Source organism: Amycolatopsis sp. NPDC026612, assembly GCF_040638285.1.
Classification (GTDB): domain Bacteria; phylum Actinomycetota; class Actinomycetes; order Mycobacteriales; family Pseudonocardiaceae; genus Amycolatopsis.
This window is the reverse complement of sequence record NZ_JBEZYB010000012.1, coordinates 1-16,740: the sequence shown is the minus strand read 5'-3', so window position 1 is coordinate 16,740 and position 16,740 is coordinate 1. Positions and strand designations below refer to the sequence as shown.

15 protein-coding genes are annotated in these 16,740 nt (G+C 71.0%); 3 read left to right on the top strand and 12 right to left on the bottom strand.

Going from position 1 to position 16,740, the window contains the following annotated elements; genetic code table 11:
• The first annotated feature begins 7 nt into the window (after positions 1 to 7).
• Both AB0F15_RS14605 and AB0F15_RS14600 read left to right on the top strand, forming a co-directional pair.
• Positions 8 to 469 carry a carboxymuconolactone decarboxylase family protein gene (locus AB0F15_RS14605; RefSeq protein WP_360270045.1) on the top strand — a complete coding sequence of 154 codons (462 nt, stop codon included), beginning with the start codon at positions 8 to 10 and terminating at the stop codon, positions 467 to 469.
• Entirely contained in the window at positions 466 to 1,203 is a 738-nt protein-coding gene (locus tag AB0F15_RS14600; protein WP_360270043.1) for an isocitrate lyase/phosphoenolpyruvate mutase family protein, read from the top strand. Before AB0F15_RS14605 ends, AB0F15_RS14600 begins: the two co-directional genes overlap by 4 nt.
• 71 nt (positions 1,204 to 1,274) lie before the next feature.
• Here the strand turns inward: AB0F15_RS14600 and AB0F15_RS14595 are convergent, their stop codons facing one another.
• The 12 genes from AB0F15_RS14595 to AB0F15_RS14540 all read right to left on the bottom strand — a co-directional run bounded on the left by AB0F15_RS14595 (position 1,275) and on the right by AB0F15_RS14540 (position 13,065).
• Positions 1,275 to 2,882 carry a cation acetate symporter gene (locus AB0F15_RS14595; protein WP_360270041.1) on the bottom strand — a complete coding sequence of 536 codons (1,608 nt, stop codon included), beginning with the start codon at positions 2,880 to 2,882 and terminating at the stop codon, positions 1,275 to 1,277.
• Positions 2,879 to 3,238 carry a DUF485 domain-containing protein gene (locus tag AB0F15_RS14590; RefSeq protein ID WP_360270039.1) on the bottom strand — a complete coding sequence of 120 codons (360 nt, stop codon included), beginning with the start codon at positions 3,236 to 3,238 and terminating at the stop codon, positions 2,879 to 2,881. Before AB0F15_RS14590 ends, AB0F15_RS14595 begins: the two co-directional genes overlap by 4 nt.
• Before the next feature lie 70 nt (positions 3,239 to 3,308).
• Positions 3,309 to 5,033, bottom strand: coding sequence for a cation acetate symporter (locus AB0F15_RS14585; RefSeq protein ID WP_360270037.1), 1,725 nt, complete (start codon positions 5,031 to 5,033; stop codon positions 3,309 to 3,311).
• Positions 5,033 to 5,380, bottom strand: a complete 348-nt coding sequence (locus tag AB0F15_RS14580) for a hypothetical protein (RefSeq protein ID WP_360270035.1) — start codon at positions 5,378 to 5,380, stop codon at positions 5,033 to 5,035. Before AB0F15_RS14580 ends, AB0F15_RS14585 begins: the two co-directional genes overlap by 1 nt.
• A gap of 19 nt (positions 5,381 to 5,399) precedes the next feature.
• Positions 5,400 to 6,155 (bottom strand): LytTR family DNA-binding domain-containing protein, encoded by a 756-nt coding sequence (locus AB0F15_RS14575; protein WP_360270034.1) that lies wholly within the window; start codon positions 6,153 to 6,155, stop codon positions 5,400 to 5,402.
• On the bottom strand, positions 6,152 to 7,207 hold the full coding sequence (locus tag AB0F15_RS14570; RefSeq protein WP_360270032.1) for a histidine kinase: 1,056 nt from the start codon (positions 7,205 to 7,207) through the stop codon (positions 6,152 to 6,154). Before AB0F15_RS14570 ends, AB0F15_RS14575 begins: the two co-directional genes overlap by 4 nt.
• Positions 7,208 to 7,238: 31 nt before the next feature.
• The gene (locus AB0F15_RS14565; protein WP_360270031.1) at positions 7,239 to 7,937 is read right to left on the bottom strand and encodes a hypothetical protein; all 699 of its coding nucleotides are present in this window, start codon (positions 7,935 to 7,937) and stop codon (positions 7,239 to 7,241) included.
• 197 nt (positions 7,938 to 8,134) lie between these two features.
• On the bottom strand, positions 8,135 to 9,130 hold the full coding sequence (locus AB0F15_RS14560; protein WP_360270029.1) for an ABC transporter substrate-binding protein: 996 nt from the start codon (positions 9,128 to 9,130) through the stop codon (positions 8,135 to 8,137).
• A 30-nt stretch (positions 9,131 to 9,160) separates the two neighbouring features.
• Entirely contained in the window at positions 9,161 to 10,213 is a 1,053-nt protein-coding gene (locus AB0F15_RS14555; RefSeq protein WP_360270027.1) for an ABC transporter permease, read from the bottom strand.
• A 73-nt stretch (positions 10,214 to 10,286) separates the two neighbouring features.
• A complete protein-coding gene (locus AB0F15_RS14550) occupies positions 10,287 to 11,051 on the bottom strand; it encodes an ATP-binding cassette domain-containing protein (protein WP_360270025.1) in 765 nt (254 codons plus the stop codon).
• The gene (locus AB0F15_RS14545) at positions 11,048 to 12,085 is read right to left on the bottom strand and encodes a class I mannose-6-phosphate isomerase (RefSeq protein WP_360270023.1); all 1,038 of its coding nucleotides are present in this window, start codon (positions 12,083 to 12,085) and stop codon (positions 11,048 to 11,050) included. The genes AB0F15_RS14550 and AB0F15_RS14545 overlap by 4 nt, the downstream gene beginning before the upstream one ends.
• Complete coding sequence (locus AB0F15_RS14540; RefSeq protein WP_360270021.1) at positions 12,082 to 13,065, bottom strand: LacI family DNA-binding transcriptional regulator; 984 nt, start codon at positions 13,063 to 13,065, stop codon at positions 12,082 to 12,084. Before AB0F15_RS14540 ends, AB0F15_RS14545 begins: the two co-directional genes overlap by 4 nt.
• 314 nt (positions 13,066 to 13,379) lie before the next feature.
• Here AB0F15_RS14540 and AB0F15_RS14535 point away from each other — a divergent pair, with 314 nt between their 5' ends.
• Entirely contained in the window at positions 13,380 to 16,604 is a 3,225-nt protein-coding gene (locus AB0F15_RS14535) for a GH92 family glycosyl hydrolase (protein WP_360270262.1), read from the top strand.
• Positions 16,605 to 16,740 lie beyond the last annotated feature (136 nt).

Below are 16,740 nucleotides of genomic sequence, written 5' to 3'. Positions count from 1 at the left end.
GGACGGCATGACCAACCGAATCGGGCTCGGGGGCGCTCCCGGGCTGTACCAGGCGATGGCGAACCTGCAGGCCGAGGTGAACAAGGCCGCCGCCAACGCGGGGCTCGACCCCAAGCTGCTGGAACTGGTGAAGACCCGCGCGTCGCAGCTCAACGGCTGCGCGTTCTGCCTCGACATGCACTCCCGTGACGCGCTCGAGCTGGGCGAGTCGCCGCGGCGCCTGTTCGTGCTCGACGGCTGGCGCGAGACCGACCTGTTCAGCGAGCAGGAGCAGGCCGCCCTGGCCCTCACCGAGGCGATGACCAAGCTGCCGGTGACGCAGACCGTGCCCGACGACGTCTACGAGCAGGCGGTGAAGGTGTTCACCGAAGACCAGTACCGCGCGGTCGCGTGGGAGATCATCGCGATCAACAGCTGGAACCGGATGACCATCACCAGCCACACCCCCCTGCCGGAGCTGGACGCATGACCGCCGCCGCGCTGAGGGCACTGCACGTCCCCGGCAAACCGCTCGTGCTGCCGAACGTCTGGGACGCCGACACCGCGAAGGTCGTCGAGGCCGCCGGGTTCCCCGCCATCGCGACCAGCTCGGTCGCCGTGGCGGCCGCGCTCGGCTTCCCCGACGGCGAGCAGGCGCCCGCGGCCGAGATGTTCGCCGCCGCCGCGCGGATTGCGAAGGCCGTCGGCGTCCCGGTCACCGTCGACGCCGAGTCGGGCTACGGCCTGTCCGGGGCCGAACTGGCGGGCCGGCTGCTCGACGCCGGCGCCGTCGGCTGCAACTTCGAGGACACCGACCACGCGACCGGCGACGTTCGGCCGGTCGACGAGCAGGCGGCCCGGATCGCCGCGCTGCGCGAGGCGGCGGGCGACGGCCTGGTGATCAACGCCCGGGTCGACTCCTTCCGCGGAGTGGACCCGAAAGAAGCTCTCGAAGCCGGCGTCGCCCGGGCCAAGGCCTACCTGGAAGCGGGCGCCGACTGCGTCTACCCGATCCACCTGCGCACGCCGGAGCTGATCGCGGAGTTCGTGCGGGGTGCCGGCGGTGCGGTCAACGCGCCCGCGTGGCCGGGCAGCCCGGGCCTCGAAGGCCTCGCCGAGCTGGGGGTGGCGAGGATTTCGCTGGGCGGCGGGCTGTGGCAGTACGTCCGGGCGCAGTTCGAAGCGGTCGTCGAGGGCGTCGCCAAGGGCAAGCTGCCGTACTGACGGACTGATGGCCGAAGGCCGCCGCGAGGGGATCGGGAACACCCTCGCGGCGGCCTTCGGGGTCGGTGGAGCTAGTGGGAAACCGCCTTTTCGGCGCCCGCACCGGTCAGGGAACGGACCTCCATCTCGACGTACTTCTTCTCGTCGTGTTCCTTCGACAGGACCGTGCCCAGCCAGCCCAGGATGAACGCGGCCGGGATCGAGACGATGCCGGGGTTGCTCAGCGGGAACCAGGCGAAGTCGGCCGTCTTGATCATCGACGTGCTCTTGCCGGACACCGCCGGCGAGAACACGATCAGCACGATCGTGATGGCCAGGCCGCCGTAGATCGACCACAGCGCGCCCTGGGTGTTGAACCGCTTCCAGAACAGCGAGTAGAGGATCGTCGGCAGGTTCGCCGACGCCGCGACCGCGAAGGCCAGCGCGACCAGGAACGCCACGTTCTGCCCGTTGGCCAGGATGCCGCCGCCGATGGCGAGGGCGCCGATGACCACCGCGGTGATCCGGGCGACCTTGACCTCCGAGTCCGGCGACGTCTTGCCCCGCTTGACGACGTTCGCGTAGACGTCGTGGGCGAAGGACGCCGACGCCGTGATCGTCAGGCCGGCGACCACCGCGAGGATCGTCGCGAAGGCGACCGCGGAGATCAGGCCCAGCAGCACCGGGCCGCCCAGTTCGAGCGCGAGCAGCGGAGCCGCGGAGTTGACCCCGCCCGGCGCCTTCTTGATCGTGTCCGGCCCGACCAGCGCACCGGCGCCGTAGCCGAGCACCAGCGTGAACAGGTAGAACACGCCGATCAGGACGATCGCCCAGACCACCGAGCGACGCGCGTCGCGGGCCGTCGGCACCGTGTAGAAGCGCATCAGGACGTGCGGCAGGCCCGCGGTGCCCAGCACCAGCGCGATGCCGAGGGAGAGGAAGTCCAGCTTCGACGTCCCGGTGGCGCCGTACTGCTTGCCCGGGCCGAGCAGCGTCTGCCCGGCCTTGCCCGCCTTGTCGACGGCGGCCTGCAGCAGCTGGGAGAAGTTGAAGCCGTACTTGCCGAGCACCCACAGGGTGATCACGAGCGCGCCGATGATGAGCAGCGCGGCCTTGATGATCTGCACCCAGGTGGTGCCCTTCATGCCGCCGATCAGCACGTAGGCGATCATGATCACGCCGACCACGGCGATCACCAGTGCCTGTGCGCCCTTGCCTTCGACACCGAGCAGCAGCGCGACGAGACCGCCGGCGCCCGCCATCTGCGCGAGCAGGTAGAAGAACGACACGATCAGCGTCGACGTCGCGGCCGCGGCCCGCACCGGCCGCTGCTTCATCCGGAAGGCCAGGACGTCGCCCATCGTGAACTTGCCGGTGTTGCGCAGCAGCTCCGCCACCAGCAGCAGCGCGACGAGCCACGCCACGAGGAAGCCGATGGAGTAGAGGAAGCCGTCGTAGCCGTTGATGGCGATCGCGCCGGCGATGCCGAGGAACGACGCCGCCGACAGGTAGTCACCCGAGATGGCGATGCCGTTCTGCGGGCCGGTGAAGGCGCGGCCGGCGGCGTAGTAGTCCGACGCCGTCTTGGTGTTGCGGCTGGCCCGGAACACGATCACCAGCGTGATGAGCACGAAGGCGGCGAAGATGATGATGTTGAGAAGCGGGTTGCTGCCTTCCACACCCGCGGCGAGTGTCGTCATGCTTGCTCCTTCGCGGGGCCGTCTTCGATGTCTTCACGGATCTTCTCGGCGACCGGGTCGAGCTTCCGGTTGGCGTACCGGACGTAGAGGCCGGTGATCACGAACGTCGAGACGAACTGCAGCAGGCCGAAGATCAGGCCGACGTTGATGTTGCCGAACACCTTGGTGCTCATGAAGCCGTGCGCGTAGTCCGCGAGGAGCACGTACAGCAGGTACCAGAGCAGGAACACCGCCGTCATCGGGAAGACGAACCGGCGCAGGCGGCTGCGCAGCTCGCGGAACTCCGTGCTTTCGTGGGCTCGCTCCCAGACGGTGTCCGAAGTGTCCGGGGGCCCGCCGGTGTCCGTCGTGCTCATCGCTGCTCCCTGCGACGTTGCGGAAAGTGACCTGCGACACCGTAGGGACGCGTGAGGCTCGCGTGAAGATTCAGCGGCTCAACAGCCGGGCCAGACGACGAACGGTTGACGAACGGTCGCGCGGTCCCGTTGAGCGGGGTTCGTCCAGGTGGAGGCGCAGCATCGCCGCCGTCGACCACGCGGGTGGCCGCCCCCGGAGCGAGACCAGCGCCATTACGCCGAACGCGAGCGGTACCGACCAGGGTGCCGGTTGCTGCACCAAGATCGCCACCCAGCCGTGCAGCGGCGGCCCGGCGAGGGCGAACAGGATCGAGCCGGACGACGCCACCAGCCCGGCCAGCACGCCGGCGATCCCGCCGGTCGCGGTCAGCCGCGGCCACCAGATGCCGAGCACCAGCAGCGGGCAGAACGTCGACGCGGCCACGGTGAACCCCCAGGTCACCAGGACTCCGGCGTCGAGCTCGGCCGAGCGCAGGGCCAGCAGCACCATCGCCCCGGCCACGCCGAACACGGCGATCCGCAGCCGCCGCAGCCCGCCGGGGACGAGGTCGTGGGCGATCGCCCCGGACATCACCAGCAGCAGGCCGAGCGACGTCGCCAGGAACGCGGCGAACGCGCCCGCGGTCAGCAGCGCCGTGAAGAGGCCGCCGGCCCAGCCACTGTCCACTTGGTACGGCAGCGCGACGACGACGGTGTCGGTCGCGCCGGAGAGGTAGAGCCCCGGCACGAGCACGCGGCCGAGAACGCCGTAGACACCCGGAAAGAGGTAGAAGACGCCGAGCAGGGCGACGGTGATCGCGGCGGTGCGGCGCGCGGCGCGGCCGTCCGGGCTGGTGTGGAAGCGCATCAGCACGTGGGGAAGGCCCATCGTGCCGAGCATGGTCGCGACCAGCACGGCCCACGTGCCGAGCAGCGGATAGCCCTGGTCGCCGAGGTCGAGCAGCGGGCGCCGCCAGTCGGCGCCGCCGAGCGGGGCGCCGCCGCGGACGGCCGGGACCGCCGCGCCTTCGCCGAACACCACCTCGTCCTGGCTGTGTGCGGTGAATTCGCCGGGCGGCAAGGCTTCCGCGACGCCGTTGCGTCGCACGAGGGTCGGTTCGCGGATCTCCATCGTGACGTCGACCTCGAACTTCACCGGCGTCTCGCGGGCGAAGTGGGTGAACTCGACCGGGTTGAGCGCATCGGTCCGGTTGACCGCGCCGGCCTGCAGCACGAGCCAGATGGCCGGGATGAGGAACAGCAGCAGCTTCAGCACGAACTGGAACGCCTGCACGTACGTCGCCGCGCGCATGCCGCCCAGGGCCAGGGTGACGCTGACCGCGGCGCCGGCCAGCACTACACCGACCCAGTACGGGGTGCCGCCGACCGCGGTGAGCACCAGGCCGGCGGTGCGGAACTGCGGGACGACGTAGATGGTGCCGATCACCAAGACGACCACGGCGGTGAGGCGGCGCAGGGCGGGGGAGTTGAGGCGCGCTTCGGCGAAGTCGGGGACGGTCAGCGCGCCCGACCGCCGCATCGGCGCGGCGACCAGCACGAGCATCGCGATGTAGCCGGCGGTGAAGCCGACCGGGTACCAGAGCGCCCCGATGCCGTCCTTGACGACGAGCCCGGCGACGCCGAGGAACGACGCCGCACTCAGGTATTCGCCGGAGACGGCGGCCGAGTTGACCAGCGGCGAGATCCGCCGGGACGCCACGAGGAAGTCCGACGTCGTGCGCATCGCGGCGACCCCGCGGACGCCGATCAGCAGCGTCACGAGCACGACCGGCGCGACGGCGAGCGCGACGCCCATCAGTCGTCCTCGACGCGTTCGGCGCGGCGCAGCTGCCAGCGGGCCAGCAGCGCCATCGCGGGGTACGGGAGCACCGCCAGCAGCAGCCAGGACAGCGGAATTCCCAGCAGCCGCGCGGTGTCCAGGGCGGGGAAGAGCGCGAACACCCCCGGCAGGCCGAGGAGCAGGACGAACATGAGCACGAGCGCGGGGATGCCGCCGCGGCGCTGGGCGGTGTAGAGGGCGGTGGCGCGCTGGGTGTCGCCCGCGGGGAGGCGCGGCTGGCGCCAGCGGCCGCGCGACCGGCGGCGCGCGTGGGCGAGGCGGGTCTGCGGGCTGGTGACGGCGACCCGGCGGATCTTGCTCATCGCGGGCCCGGGACCGCACTCATCGCGAATCCGAGCCGAGCTGGCCGCGCTGGGCGGCTTCCAGCAGCCGGTCCCGCAGGTCGCGGGCGTGCCGGCGGCTCACCGGGACGTCGCCGGCCTCGGTGTGGGCGAGCAGGCCGCCCGCGGTGTCGCTGCGCAGCTCCAGCACCGCGCCGACGGCCACCAGGAATCCGCGGTGCACCCGGCTGAACCCGGTGCCCTCCCAGTACTCCTCGAGCCGCGAGATCGGCATCCGCACCAGGTGGACGCCGCCGCGGGTGTGCAGCCGGACGTAGTCGCCGTGGGCCTCGACGAACAGGACGTCGTCGCGGCGGACGTACCGGGTGCGCCCGCCGGACTCGACCGGCAGCGCGGCCATCGCGTCCGGGGTCGGCCGCGAAGCCGGGGTCGCCATCCGGAGCACCTTCGCCAAGGCGATGGACAGCCGTTCGGCGCGGACCGGCTTGAGCAGGTAGTCGACGGCGCCGATGCCGTACGCCGCCACGGCGTGCCCGTCGTGCGCCGTGACGAACACGATCACCGGCGGCTCGCTCAGCTTCGCCAGGAGCGACGCCAGTTCGAGGCCGTCGAGGCCCGGCATCGAGATGTCGAGGAACACCGCGTCGAAGCGGTCGGCTTGAAGCAGCTTCAACGCGTTCAGCGCGTCACCCGCGCCGACCACTTCGCGGACTTCGGGTGCTTCGCGCAGCATGCGGCAGAGCTCGTCCAGCGCGGGTGGCAGGTCGTCGACGGCGAGGACGCGCAGGCCGGTCACGGCAGCACCCCCGGCTGGAACCGCGGCACCCGCACGATCACCCGGGTGCCCGCACCGACCTCGGTTTCGACGGTGAGGCCGTACCAGGCGCCGTAGACGTCCCGCAGCCGTCTGTCCACATTGGCCAGTCCGAGACCGGCGGGATCGTCTTCGCCGGTGCGCCCGGCCAGGATGTCCGCGGCCCGCTTCGGGTCCATGCCCACCCCGTCGTCCTCGACGAAGATCACGCAGTCGTTCCCTTCCGCCTGGCCGTGCACCTGGACCAGGCCGGTGCCCGACCGCGGCTCGATGCCGTGCCGGATCGCGTTTTCCACCAGCGGTTCCAGCACGAGGTACGGCACGGCGACGGCGAGGATCTCCGGCGCGACCCGCACCTGGACGCGCAGCCGTTCGCCGAGCACCGCCCGCTGCAGCGCGAGGTAGGTCTCGATCGCGCGGAACTCCTCGGCGACCACCGTGTACTCGCCGTGCCTCGCCAGGCTGTAGCGGGTGTAGTCGGCGAAGTCGAGCATGAGGTCGCGGGCGCGGTCGGGGTCCGAACGCACCAGCGACGCGATGACGGTGAGTGCGTTGTAGACGAAGTGCGGCGACATCTCCGCCCGCAGCGCCCGCAGTTCGGCCTGCGCCGCCTGTTCCGCCGAAGCTTCGAGCCGGGCGCGTTCGAGGGACTGGACGACAAGGTCCGCGGCCTCGCCCGCGACCGCGTCCCGGACGTCGCCGACGACCAGCAGGGCCCCCACGAGTTCGTCGCGGACGTGCAGCGGCAGCACGAGGACAGCCGGCGCGGAGCCCGGTTCCTCGGAGTGCAGGACGCCGTCGAGCACCTGCGCCACGACCGCGTCCGGCCCCGGCCGTCCGGACCACAGCAGCGACCCGGAGAGGTCGGTGAGGCCGAGCCCGGGGAAGCCGAACAGCCGGCGCAGGCGGTGCGCGGCGCGGCGGGCGCGGGTGCCGGACAGGCCGTCGCGCAGGTCGTCGGTGATGCGGCGGGCGGCGGCGAGCACCGGCAGCGGGTCGGCGCGGGACGCCGGGCGCAGGTGCAGCGCGGTCATCGAGCCTCCCTCGGCGGCTGGGGAGTAGATCCTACGGCCAGGCGGCGTCCCCTCGGTCGGCCAGCACCTGGGCGTGGCGGCGGAACCGGCGCCACGTCCGGTACTGGTCGGTCGCCGTGGCCTCGCCCAGCAGGCTCGCGTTCGCCGGGTACGGCCGGTCCGGCAGCGAGATCCAGCCGGTCGTGCGGGTCTCCTTGACCGCCACCGGCACCGGCCGGAACGTCGTCGGGTCGAGACCGTCGCTGTGCCGGACGACCTCGTCGAAGAACCACGTCGACGTGATCAGCGCCAGCACGCCGCGCGACGCCTTGAGCGCCTTCTTCAGCGGGGCCGCCTCCAGCAGCCGGAACGTCTGGTTGATCGCCGGGCCGGTGGCGCCGTGGTCGTCGTAGGCGACCTCGCCCGCGTGCAGCGCCATCCGGAGCCGGATCCGGGCCCCGGCGTCGTGCGTCCGGTTGTGCCGGTGCAGGGCGACGGCGAGCGCGGCGGGCAGGAACTCGACGAAGAGCCCCTTCGGGATCTCCGGCGGGGCGAGGACGAAGACGCCGTCTCCGCAGTCGCCGGGCCGGCAGTCCCGCCACGGGACGCCGGCGTCGTCGAACGCCCGGTCCAGCGCGCGGTAGAGGCCCGCGCGCAGCAACAGGCGGTCGGGCGTCGTTCTGCGCTGGTCGCCGTAACCCTCGACGTCGACCGCGACGATCGTGCGGTGGACAGCCGGCCGGTACCTCATCGCACCCTCCCTGCGAACATGCATGTGCCAATGCATGTGCAGATGAGTGTGACGGGGGACACCCGTCCGGGGCACGGGTCGTGCGGTGAGCGGTTACCCCACCGCGGTGACCGGCAGTGGCGATTCGCCGCCGGTGAACCGCTGGTCAGGACCCTGGGAGCGGGGCGCGCACCGCTCCCAGGACCCTGACGGACGGGTCAGCAGCTCTGCTTGTAGAAGTACTGCGAATTCGCGTCCATGTCGGCCTTCGTGATCGAGTGCAGCTGCGCGGTGAGGGTGCGCGTCACCGACTTGCCTTCGATCGCCGCGACGGCCTGGTCGACGCCCTGGGTGCCGATGGCGGCCGGGTCCTGGGCGATCAGGGCCTGGTACTGGCCGTTCTTGAGGCCCTCGACCTCGGCCGGGCTGGCGTCGAAGCCGATCAGGCTGACCGCCCCGACCTTGCCCGCGTTGCGCAGGCCGGTCGCCGCGCCCTCACCGGTGTTGAGGTTGGTCGCGAAGACGCCGATCAGGTCCGGGGTCGACGACAGGGCCGCCGTCACCTTGGACGCCGCCTGGTCGGGCTCGTTCTGGGTGAACTGGACGCCGATCGACTTCAGGTTCGGCGAGTTCTTCAGCTCTTCCTCGAAGCCCTTCGCCCGCGCGGCGGTCGTGGACGTTCCCGCGATCGTGTCGAGGATCAGCACCGAGCCGCTCTTGCCGGCCGCGAGCTTCGCCATCGTCTGCGCGGCCAGCTTGCCGCCCTGGGCGTTGTCGGAGGAGACGGACGACACGGCGACCCCGGTGTCCTTCAGCGACGTGTCGACCTCGACGATCTTCGCGCCGCGCGCCTTGACCTGCTGGATCGGCGCGAGCATCGCCGTGTCGTCGGTCGGGGCGACGAGCAGCGCGGCCGGCGGGTTCGAGCCGAGCGCGTTGACCAGCTGGGTCTGCATCGCCGCGTCGAACTTCTGCGGCGCCTGCGTGGTCAGCTCGTAGCCGAGCTTCTTCGCCTCGGCTTCCGCGCCGCACTGGAGGGAAATGTAGAACGGCTCGGCCTGCACGCCGGGGATCAGCGCCAGTTTCTTGCTGCCGGACGGCTGGGCGGACGCGCCCGAGCCGGTCTGCCCGACCGTGCCGGATCCGCAGGCGGTGAGCAGCGCAGCGGCGGACGCCAGCGCTCCCACGGCCACGAGAGTCTGGGAAAGCTTCATGACACAAGCACCTCTTCGTACTCGGGGAACTCAGCGGGAGTTGCGACGGCGGCGGCGTCGCTGGTCGAACCAGACGGCGGCGATCAGGACCGCGCCAACGGCGATCATCTGCCAGAAGTCCGGCACGTGGGTGATGTTGAAACCCTTCTTGAGCACCGCCGGGATGAACACGCCGATCACCGTGCCCAGCACCGTCCCGACGCCGCCGAACAAGCTCGTGCCACCCATCACGACCGCGGCGATGGCGTTGAGGTTGTCGGTGGTGTGCGCCGAGATCGTGGTCGACGCGTAGTACGCCAGCGAGAGGAAGCCGGCGATCCCGGCCAGGAAACCCGTCAGCGTGTACACCTTCAGCAGGTGCCGGGTGACGCCGATGCCGGCGCGCCGCGCGCCCTCGGCGTTGGAACCCACGGCGAAGGTGTAGCGGCCGAACTTCGTCGTGTGCAGGAGCCACGCGCCGACGCCCGTGATCACCACGGCGACGATGACGAGGTTCGGCACGATGCCGAACGACGTGCCGTAGCCGAGGGTCTGGTTGAGCACGACCGGCACGCTGCGCACGTCCGAGCCGTTGTTGAGCAGGTAGGCCGCGCCGAGCGCCGCGCCCATGGTGCCGAGGGTGACGATCAGCGGCGGGATGCCCGCCACCGCGATGAGGAACCCGTTGACCAGGCCCCAGGCCGTCCCGGCCAGCACCGCGGCGAGCAGGCCGACCGTGATGACGCCCCAGCCGGCGTTCGACGCGTTGCCGCCGGACATCGCCTCCATCACCTTGCCGGCGACCATGCCGGCGAAGATCAGCACCGAGCCGACGGACAGGTCGATGCCGGAGGTGATGATCACGAACGTCATCCCGACCGACAGCACCAGCAGCACCGCGGTCTCGATGAGCAGCGTCTGGAAGGTGAAGAGGGTGGCGAACTCGCCGGGGGCGATGGCGGTGAACACGACGATGAGCGCCAGCAGCACCAGCGCGATCCAGAACGTGTTCGCCCCGACCAGGCGTTTGCCCAGTGGCCGCTTGCCGAAGCCCGCCTCGGGTGTTTCCTGGATGTCCTTCTTCGCGGGGCTGGACACGCTCACGCCGCCTCCTCGCTTGCGCTCGTCGGCGTCGTGACCGACGCTGCTGTGTCTATTGCGGACCTCGCAGGCTCGGTCACGCGGCCTCCTCCTGCACGAGGGCGCCGGTCATCGCGGCGACGAGGTCTTCGAGCTTGGTGTCCGTCCCGGTGAAGCGGGCGACGCGCGTGCCGAGCCGCAGCACCTCGACGCGGTCGGCGACCGACAGGACCTCGGGCATGTTGTGGCTGATCAGCACGACGGCGATGCCCTTGTCGCGCACCTTCTTGATGACGTCGAGCACGCGCTCGCGCTGCACCACCCCGAGCGCGGCCGTCGGCTCGTCCATGAACACGACCTTCGACGCCCACACGACCGAGCGCGCCACGGCGACGCTCTGGCGCTGGCCGCCGGACAGCGAGCCGATCGGGACGTCGGTGCTCTGCAGCGTCACGCCGAGGCGCTGGAACTCTTCGACTGCCCGCCGCCGCATCTCGGCCTTGTCGAGCATGCCGAGCTTGCCGAGGATGCCTTTGCGGTGGATCTCGCGGCCGAGGAACAGGTTCGCCGCCGGGTCGAGTTCCGGCGCGACGGCGAGGTCCTGGTAGACGGTCTCGATGCCTCTCCGCCGCGCGGTCGTCGGCGAGTCGAAGCGGACCTCCTCGCCGTCCAGGAGGATCTTCCCCGACGTCGGCTGTTCGGCGCCGGAGAGGCACTTGACCAGTGTGGACTTGCCGGCGCCGTTGTCGCCGATCAGCGCCGTCACCTCGCCCGCGCGCGCCTGGAACGACGCACCGCGCAGGGCTTCGACGGACCCGTAGTGCTTGGTGAGGTCGATCGCGTCCAGCAGGATTTCGCTCATCCGTGCCTCTCTTCGGGCGCCGGCGGCCGGCAGCGGATCACCGTCGCCGTGCCGGACAGCTCGGTCTGGCCGGCGTCGAACGGGACGACGTAGGTGTCGCCCTTCGCCAGCGGGTGCTCGCCGCCGTGCTCGGTGCGCAGGGTGCCATCGCCGTCGAGAACGACCAGCACCGCGAACGAAGGATCGAGTGACAACGTTGTCAACTGGTCGGTACACAGCCGTTCGGCTCGGAAGAACCGCTCCGATCCGCCGGCCAGCAGGTCCACAGTGGACGAGCTGTCGCCCGCGGTGCGCTTGATGATGGTGTCCAGCCGGTCGGCGTCCCAGCCGGACGTGTCCAGCGCCTCGATGGCGGTGTCGAAGCCGAGGCCGAGGTGGCCCTTCTCCGGCGACGCGAGGAAGTCGCGCCACTCGATGGTGAGCGAGAAGTCCGTCGGCTGCTGCAGTTCGACGACGAACACGCCCTCGCCGATCGCGTGCGGCAGCCCGGCCGGGATGTAGACGGTGTCCCCGGCGGACACCGGGACGCTGTTGAGCGCGCCCAGCATCGACGGCACGTCCTGCTCGCGTGTCCACTCGGACACCGTCGCCTTCGCCAGCGTCTCCTTGAAGCCGGGGTAGACGCGCGGGTCGTCGCCGTAGGTGCCGACCACGATCCACGCCTCGGTCTTGCCGAAGTGGGAATCGAAGTGGCGCTTCGCGAACGTGTCGTCCGGGTGGAAGTGCACGGGCAGCCGCTGGCCCGCGTCGAGGAGCTTCACCAGCAGCCCGGTCGACGTCCCGAGCGCCTCGACGTGCTTCGCGCCGAGCCAGCCGTTCGCGTTCGCTTCGACGGCGTCACGCAGCCAAGCGCCGCCGGGCAGGCGGGTGAGGCCGTTGGTCTCCTGGCCGAACATGGTGCTCACCGAGGCGACCCAGTCCTCCGGGCCGAACTTCTTGTCCGGCGCCGCGCCGCGCAGCGCCGCGATGGCGTCGCCCCCGCGGTAGAACTGCGGCGGCTGGTTGGCGGCGAGCCGGATCGGTGCGAGCGTCACGGGGCGACCTCACCGGAACCGCGGGCGACGAGATGCACGGGCAGGACGACCTTTCTCGGCGGGGACTGATCTCCTTGGACGCGGGCGAAGAGCAGTTCGGCCGCGGCGTGGCCCAGCGCGCTCACGTCGTGCGCGACCACGGTGACCGGGGGGTTCAGCAGGTCCGCCAGCTCGAAGTCGTCGAACCCGACCATCGCCGGGCGGCGCTCGGCGTGCGCGAGCGTGCGCAGCACGTGCACGGCGATCCGGTTGTTGCCGGCGATCACCGCCGTGGCCGCGTCCGGCCCGTCCAGCAGCCGCTTCACGGCGTCCCCGATGCCGTCCGGCGTCGGCGTGCGCATGGTGACCAGCGACTCGTCGTAGGAGATCCCGTTGCGCACGCAGCCTTCGCGGAACCCGCGCAGGCGCTCGGCCGCGGTGAAGATGTCCGGGCTGTCGCCGAGGAACGCGATCCGCCGGTGCCCGTGCTTCGCCAGGTGCGTGACGGCTTCGATGGTGCCGCCGAGGTTGTCGACCAGCACGGTGTCGGCCACGATGTCGCCGGCCGGCCGGTCGATGAACACCACCGGCGTGCCCGCGCGCATCTCCGGCACCAGGTAGCCGTGCTGCAGCCCGGCCGGGACGACGAGGATGCCGTCCACCCGCCGCGCGCAGAACTCCAGGACGAGTTCGCGCTCGCGGTCTGAGTTCTCCTCGGACGAGCCGGTCAGCACCTGGCGCCCGAACGACGTCGCGATGCGCTCGACCGCGCGGTTCAGCTCGGAGTAGAAGGGGTTGCCGACGTCCTCGACGATCAGCCCGATCGTGCCGGTGGTCGACCCGCGCCGCAGGTTCCGCGCGCCCAGGTTGCGCCGGAAACCCAGCTGCTCGATGGCCGCCATGACCCGTTCGGCGGTGTCCGGGTGCACCGCCGGTTCGTCGTTGACCACGCGGGAAACGGTCTTGATGCTCACGCCCGCCAGCCGGGCCACGTCGCTCATCGTGGCTCGCCTGCTCGCGGTGCGCGTGCTGCCGCCGGGGTCCCGGCCAGGGGGAGACAACGTTGTCATAGTGACGGGGATTGAACGCCACGCCCCGGGGGCTTGTCAACGCCCTGGGCGTGGATTGTGCCGATTCGGCTACCTACGGCGTAGGACAGACGGCTGAGCACCCTGTCCGGAACCGGACAGGTCTTGACCACACGCTTGACTGTCCGGTGAGCCGCTGCCCAAGGTGGCCGGGTTCGACCGACTGCGCGACAAGGTTGTCATCACACCGTTTCTGGTCGCGCTGACGAGGTGGAGAGGCGATGGCCATGGCGCGAGCGCGCTTAAGAGCCGGTTTAACCTTCCTGACGCTGGCGGTGACGGCGGCGGTAGCTCCCGCTGTGCCCGCTGCGGCGGCAGCCAGCACGGATTACGCGAAGTGGGTCAACCCCTTCGTGGGCACCCGGCCCGGCGGGGCCGACCACGGCACCGGGGGCGGTGCCGGCAACACGTTCCCGGGCGCGGTCGCACCGTTCGGGATGGTCCAGTGGAGCCCGGACACGGTGAAATCCCAGCCCGGCGGCTACTTCTACGACGACAACGCCCTGACCGGGTTCAGCCTCACGCACCTTTCCGGGGCGGGCTGTTCGACCTATCAGGACATCCCGTTCATCCCGTATGTCGGTGAAGTGACGACTTCCCCGGCGACCGACCCTTCCCACTACACGTCGAAGTTCTCGCACGCCAACGAACACGCGACGGCCGGCGCCTACGACGTCACCCTCGACAGCGGCGCGAAGGTCGAGCTCAGCGCGACCCAGCGCACCGGCTCCGCGCGGCTGACCTACCCGGCCGGCGCGTCCTCGACGTTGCTGGTCAACACCTCCGGCTCGGTCAACGGCACCGACGACGCGTCGATCACCATCGGCAAGGACACCATCAGCGGCTGGGCCACGAGCGGCCGCTTCTGCGGCGCGCGCAACAGCTACCGCGTCTACTTCTCGGCGAAGTTCGACACGCCGTTCGCCTCGATCGGCACGTGGAAGAACGGCGCCGTGACGCCGAACAAGGCCGCCGAAACGGGCGGCGCCAAGGCGAAGGTCGCGCAGCCCAACGGCGTCGACGCGTCGATCGCGCGCCCGGCCAAGGCCAAGACGCAGGACACCACCGTGTCCGGGCCGGGCAGCGGCGGGTACGTCACCTTCGCCAACCTCAACGGCGCGCAGGTGAACGTCCAGGTCGGCCTGTCCTTCGTGTCCGTCGACGGCGCGAAGGCCAACCTCAAGGCCGAGAACACCAAGAAGTCGTTCGACACGGTGGCCGCGAGCGCGCGCAAGGCGTGGAACGACCAGTTCGGCAAGATCGCCGTCACCGGCGGCTCGGACGCCGACCTGACGACGTTCTACACCTCGCTGTACCACTCGCTGATCCAGCCGAACGTGTTCTCGGACGCCAACGGCCAGTACGTCGGCTTCGACGGCCGGATCCACACGGCCGACAAGGGCCACGCGATGTACACGAACTTCTCCGGCTGGGACATCTACCGCTCCGAAGCCCCGCTCCTGGCGACGATCGCGCCGCACGAGACCTCGGACATCGTCCGGTCGATGATGGCCTACGCCGAGCAGGGCGGCTCGTGGGATCGCTGGACGGTCGCGAACGACTACACCGGCGTCATGAACGGCGACCCGTACCACATCATCGTGTCCAGCGCGTACGCGTTCGGGGCCCGGGACTTCGATGCCCAGAAGGCGTTGCTGCTCATGATCAAGGGCGCCACCCAGCCGACCCAGGGCTACACCGAGCGGCCGGGGCTGGACGACTACCAGAAGCTGGGTTACGTGCCGGGCGCCGGCGCGGACACCCTGGAATACACCAGCGCCGACTTCTCCATCGCCCAGTTCGCGAAGCGGCTCGGCGACAGCGCGACGTACACGACGTTCATGAAGCGCGCGCAGAACTGGCAGAACCTCTACAACCCGGGTACCGGGCACCTGCAGCCGCGCAACGCGGACGGCTCGTTCGCCGGCACCTACGACCCCGCCAGCTCGCAGGGCTGGGTCGAGGGCAACGGCGCGCAGTACGAGTGGATGGTGCCCTACGACCTGGGCGGCGTCGTGACGGCGTTCGGCGGGAACACCGCGACCCAGTCCCGGTTGGACACCTTCTTCACCCAGCTGAACGCGGGCACGCAGGAGCCGTACGCCTTCATGGGCAACGAGCCGAACTCCAACGCACCGTACGTCTACTCGTACGCGGGCGCGCCGGCCAAGACCCAGGCGATCGTGCACCGCTCGATGGACGAGCTGTACAACCCGCGTCCCGAAGGCCTGATCGGCAACGACGACCTCGGCCAGATGTCGGCCTGGTACGTGTGGTCGGCGCTCGGCATCTACCCGGAGATCCCGGGCCGCGCCGAGACGCTGCTCGTCACGCCGCGCTTCGAACACGCCGTGCTCACCACCGGCTCGGGCAAGAAGGTCACCATCAACGCGCCGGGCACCGGCGACTACGTGGGCAGCCTGAAGGTCAACGGCAGTGCCGCCGCGAAGGCGTGGCTGCCGGAGGCGCTGATCTCCGGCGGCGGCACGCTCGACTACACCCGCTCCGCCACGGCGACCGCGTGGGGCAGCGCGACGGCCGACGCCCCGCCGTCGTTCCGCGAGCAGGAAAAGCCGAGCCTGTCCTTCGTGGACCCGGCGCGCGCGGTGACGCCCGCGGGGTCGACGTCGAAGGCGTCCGTGGGGGTCCAGGACCTGTCCGGCACCGCCCGGACCTGGACGTACAGTGCGGGCAGCGTCGACGGGATCACGCTGACCCCGGCGACCGGCACCATCGCGGTGCCCGCCGCGGGCAAGGCGAGCGCGGAGCTGACGGTTTCGGTCCCGGCGGGGCTGGCCGACGGCGCCCGCCGGATCCCGGTGACGTTCTCCGCACCGGGCGTGGCTTCCTCGCAGGCCGTCCTGACGGTGCTGGTGGCCCAGCCGAACAGCTGGCTGGCCACGGTGAACAACGCCGGCATCTCCCCGGATTCGAACTCGGGCGCGGCCAACTTCGACGGCGGCGGCTGGAGCTACTCGGCCGACGCCCTCGCCGCGGCCGGGGCGACGCCGGGCAGCACCGTGACCAGTGACGGCATCAAGTTCACCTGGCCGTCGTTCCCGGCGGGCGACCCGGACAACGTCGTCGCCGGCGGCCAGACGGTGAACGTCACGGGTTCCGGGCGGCTCGCGCTGCTCGGCTCGGCGTCCAACGGCAACGCCTCGGGCACGCTGACCATCACCTACACCGACGGCAGCACGTCCACCGCCACCATCGGGTTCTCCGACTGGACCCTCGGTGGCGGCGGCGCGCAGCCGGCGTTCGGCAACCGCATCGTGCTGTCGACGCCGTACCGCAACGCTTCGGGCAGCGACCCGCAGCAGATCCGCACGATGGTGTTCGGCACCAACCCGATCACCCTGGCCGCGGGCAAAACGGTGGCGAGCGTGACGCTGCCGGACAACGTCAGCGGCGGTGCGCTCCACGTGTTCGCCATCGGCATCGGCGCGTGACGATCCATCCGTGAAAGGGCGGGCGGGGGGCGCGGGGGGGGGCCGGTTGTGGGGCGCGCCGCGGCCCCCCCCCCCCACCCCGGGACGGCTGCTCGCCGTCGCACTGGGCGGGTACGCGAGCGGGATCGCGCTGGTC

What these genes read in the sequence shown, in the direction of transcription:
- AB0F15_RS14605 (WP_360270045.1), top strand. Translation starts at nt 8, where the DNA reads ATGACCAACCGAATCGGGCTCGGGGGCGCTCCCGGGCTGTACCAGGCG.
- AB0F15_RS14600 (WP_360270043.1), top strand. Translation starts at nt 466, where the DNA reads ATGACCGCCGCCGCGCTGAGGGCACTGCACGTCCCCGGCAAACCGCTC.
- AB0F15_RS14595 (WP_360270041.1), bottom strand. Translation starts at nt 2,882, where the DNA reads ATGACGACACTCGCCGCGGGTGTGGAAGGCAGCAACCCGCTTCTCAAC.
- AB0F15_RS14590 (WP_360270039.1), bottom strand. Translation starts at nt 3,238, where the DNA reads ATGAGCACGACGGACACCGGCGGGCCCCCGGACACTTCGGACACCGTC.
- AB0F15_RS14585 (WP_360270037.1), bottom strand. Translation starts at nt 5,033, where the DNA reads ATGGGCGTCGCGCTCGCCGTCGCGCCGGTCGTGCTCGTGACGCTGCTG.
- AB0F15_RS14580 (WP_360270035.1), bottom strand. Translation starts at nt 5,380, where the DNA reads ATGAGCAAGATCCGCCGGGTCGCCGTCACCAGCCCGCAGACCCGCCTC.
- AB0F15_RS14570 (WP_360270032.1), bottom strand. Translation starts at nt 7,207, where the DNA reads ATGACCGCGCTGCACCTGCGCCCGGCGTCCCGCGCCGACCCGCTGCCG.
- AB0F15_RS14565 (WP_360270031.1), bottom strand. Translation starts at nt 7,937, where the DNA reads ATGAGGTACCGGCCGGCTGTCCACCGCACGATCGTCGCGGTCGACGTC.
- AB0F15_RS14560 (WP_360270029.1), bottom strand. Translation starts at nt 9,130, where the DNA reads ATGAAGCTTTCCCAGACTCTCGTGGCCGTGGGAGCGCTGGCGTCCGCC.
- AB0F15_RS14550 (WP_360270025.1), bottom strand. Translation starts at nt 11,051, where the DNA reads ATGAGCGAAATCCTGCTGGACGCGATCGACCTCACCAAGCACTACGGG.
- AB0F15_RS14540 (WP_360270021.1), bottom strand. Translation starts at nt 13,065, where the DNA reads ATGAGCGACGTGGCCCGGCTGGCGGGCGTGAGCATCAAGACCGTTTCC.
- AB0F15_RS14535 (WP_360270262.1), top strand. Translation starts at nt 13,380, where the DNA reads ATGGCGCGAGCGCGCTTAAGAGCCGGTTTAACCTTCCTGACGCTGGCG.